Here is a 3,244-nt window from a genome sequence, read left to right on the forward strand (position 1 = left end):
CGTCGGCCGGCATGTTGGCCTCCTCCAGGCTGCGGCCCAGCTCGAGGTAGACCGCCGAGAGGCTGTCGTCGAGACCGAGCGCCTTGCGCAGGTGGCCCACCGCCTTCACGGGCATGCCCAGCTTGCGGTAGCTGCTGGCCAGGGCCATGCGCGCCATCCCTACCGATAAAACGCCGGGCCCAGGCGGTGACGATACCCCCGCCAACCGGCCAGCAGACACGATCACTCGCCGCTACGGCCATAGTTGTCCTCGAAGCGCACGATATCGTCCTCGCCCAGGTAACTGCCGGACTGCACCTCGATGATTTCCAGCGGGATTCGCCCGGGGTTCTCCAGGCGGTGCGTGGTGCCGATCGGGATGTAGGTCGATTCGTCCTCGGCCAGCAGCTTCACCTCGGCACCACAGGTGACGCGCGCGGTCCCTTTGACCACCACCCAGTGCTCGGCGCGGTGGTGGTGCATCTGCAGCGACAGGCTGGCGCCCGGCTTGACCACGATGCGCTTGACCTGAAAGCGCTCGGTCAGAACCAGCCCCTCGTAAGAACCCCACGGCCGGAACACCTGGCGGTGTACCAGGGGTTCGTCGCGGCGCTCGGCCTTGAGTCGCTCGACCAGCCGCTTGACGTCCTGGGCCCGCGAGCGGTCCGCCACCAGTACCGCGTCGGCTGTCTCGACGATGATGTGGTTCTTTATACCGAGCGCGGCCACCAGCCGGCTCTCGGCGCGGATCAGGCTGTCGTCCACATCCTGCGCCAGCACATCGCCTGAGATGACGTTGCCGCGCGCATCCGCTGCCTGCACCTCAAGCAGCGCATCCCAGGAGCCGACGTCGCTCCAGCCTGCGTCCAGCGGCACCACCACGGCCCGATCGGTGTGCTCCATGACCGCGTAGTCGATGGAGTCGCTGGGGGCATCCAGGAACGGCTCGCGCCGAACGCGCACGAAATCGAGATCAGCGCTTATTCCATCGCAGGCCGCCCGGCAAGCCGCAAGAATCGCCGGCGCGTGACGTTCCAGTTCCGCCAGATACGCGCTGGCGGAGAACAGGAACATGCCACCGTTCCACAGGTAATCGCCACTGGCCACGTAAGCCGCGGCGCGGGCGGCATCCGGTTTTTCCACAAAAGCCTGTACCCGGCGCGCCGGGCCCTTGGCGTCTACGGGGTCACCGGCACGGATATAGCCATAACCGGTCTCTGGCCGCGTCGGTAGAACGCCAAAGGTGACCAACGCGCCGCCTGCCGCAGCCGCGCTGCCGGCCGTCACAGCGGCGCGAAATGCCGCCGTATCGACGATGACGTGATCCGACGGCAACACCAGAAGCAGCGGATCATCGCCCGCCGATTGCAGCCTCAGCGCCGCCAAGGCAACTGCCGGCGCCGTATTGCGCCCGACCGGCTCAAGCAGAATTTGCGCGCCGGTAACGCCGATTTCGCGCAACTGCTCGGCCACCAGAAAGCGGTGCTCCTCGTTACACACCACCAATGGCGGCGCGACATTCGCCAAGCCGTGCACGCGCACAATCGTCTGCTGCAGCAGGCTGCGCTCGCCGGTCAGCGGCAAGAACTGCTTGGGGTAAAGCTCTCGCGAAAGCGGCCAAAGCCGGGTGCCGGCGCCGCCGGACAGGATGACCGGAATGATCACTTGTGCGGACCTCTCCCGCTATCGCCCCAAATGCCCTTGGCCAAGAAAAACAGAATCAACACCGGCTTGGTCGATCGCCTGTCCATGGTCACTCCGTTAAGGAGACGCTGAATAATTCGATTCTGTTCATGGTTCGACCCTTCGGCAGGCTCACGACTCACCACGAACGGAATCAACAGGTTACCGTTCATCCTGAGCTTGTCGAAGGATTTGTTCAGAGCATCCTCAACGTAACGCCGTTTCGGTCGCCGCCAACTATCCGCAGGGCGCAGGTCACAAACAACCCCCTATCACCCCTGAAATCTGGTGATCTGGGCCTCGATAGAATCGATTTTCTGCCGGCGCGCATCGGGAAACAAACTTATACGCCAGCGGCGGGCGCCGACGTCGAAAACTGCAAGGCACTCAAACGTGCGTACAACTCATTGCTTTGTACCAACTGAGCATGAGTCCCGGTGCCGATAATCCGCCCCTGGTCCATCACGATGATTCGGTCCGCGTTGATCACTGTGGCCAGCCGGTGGGCGATCACTATCACGGTCCGATGCTGACTCAGCTCTTCCAGGGCAAGCTGAACCGCCCGCTCGCTTTCCGCATCCAAGGCGCTGGTGGCCTCGTCGAGCAACATGATCGGTGGATCCCGCAAAATTGCCCGGGCTATGGCTATGCGCTGCTTTTGCCCCCCGGACAAGCGCACACCGCGCTCGCCGACCTCGGTGTCGAAACCCCGCGGAAGACTACGAACAAACCTCCCGATATGCGCCGCGTCGGCAGCTTTCTCGATCGCTTCGGGAGACGCATCCAGGCGCCCGTACCTGATGTTGTCGGCAATGGTCCCGGAGAACATGACGGCGTCCTGCGGCACGATGCCAAACCTGCGCCTTACTTCGCCCAGATCCGCCTGGGCGATATCGACTCCGTCCAGCAGTACGCGCCCCCGATGCGGCTCAAAGAACCCCAGAAGCAGGCCAAAGATCGTGCTTTTCCCCGCCCCACTCGGCCCAACCAGCGCCACCTGCTCGCCGCGTCCCACCCTGAAAGACACGTCGTCCAGGGCCGCGGCAGTGGGCTCGGACGCCGGATAATGAAAGGTGACCTCTGCGAACTCCACCTCACCGAGCCCCGGAACCGGCAGGGGGACGGGAGACTCCGGCATCGTGCGGGTTGGGCGCGCCGTCCGTAATTCAAATATCCGATCCGCGGCGCCCGCACCCTGGGATATCTGGCCAAGCACCTCCGCCGCCGAGCTAACCGCCGACGCCACAATAACTGCATAGAACACAAACGACGACAGCTCACCAGCGGTAATCGTGCCCTGTGCCAAGCCACGCCCCCCTAACCAAATAATAATTCCCAGCGAGGAATACACCGCCAATAAAAGACTACCGATCATTAAAGCGCGTGAGCGCATACTGCGCTTTAGCGCGAGAAACGTTTCCGCAACCCGGCTGCGCATTCGATCGCGATGCAGCGCCTCATTACCATACGCCTGAACCATGCGGATGTTAAGAAACGTTTCCTGCAAATACGCTCCTACATCACCCATCCAGCCCTGTGCGGTTCGACTCCTGGCGCGCAAACGACCCGTAAAAAATACAAC

Annotated in this window: 2 protein-coding genes; both read right to left on the bottom strand. The window is 63.0% G+C overall.

The window, feature by feature from the left end; genetic code table 11:
- Positions 1–222 precede the first annotated feature (222 nt).
- The gene (locus ABZF37_RS13945; RefSeq protein ID WP_372720953.1) at positions 223–1,644 is read right to left on the bottom strand and encodes a mannose-1-phosphate guanylyltransferase/mannose-6-phosphate isomerase; all 1,422 of its coding nucleotides are present in this window, start codon (positions 1,642–1,644) and stop codon (positions 223–225) included.
- A gap of 361 nt (positions 1,645–2,005) precedes the next feature.
- The coding region (locus tag ABZF37_RS13950; protein WP_372720955.1) for an ABC transporter ATP-binding protein at positions 2,006–3,244 on the bottom strand (1,239 nt) is incomplete at its 5' end.

It is taken from the genome of Immundisolibacter sp. (genome assembly GCF_041601295.1).
Taxonomy (GTDB): Bacteria; Pseudomonadota; Gammaproteobacteria; order Immundisolibacterales; family Immundisolibacteraceae; genus Immundisolibacter.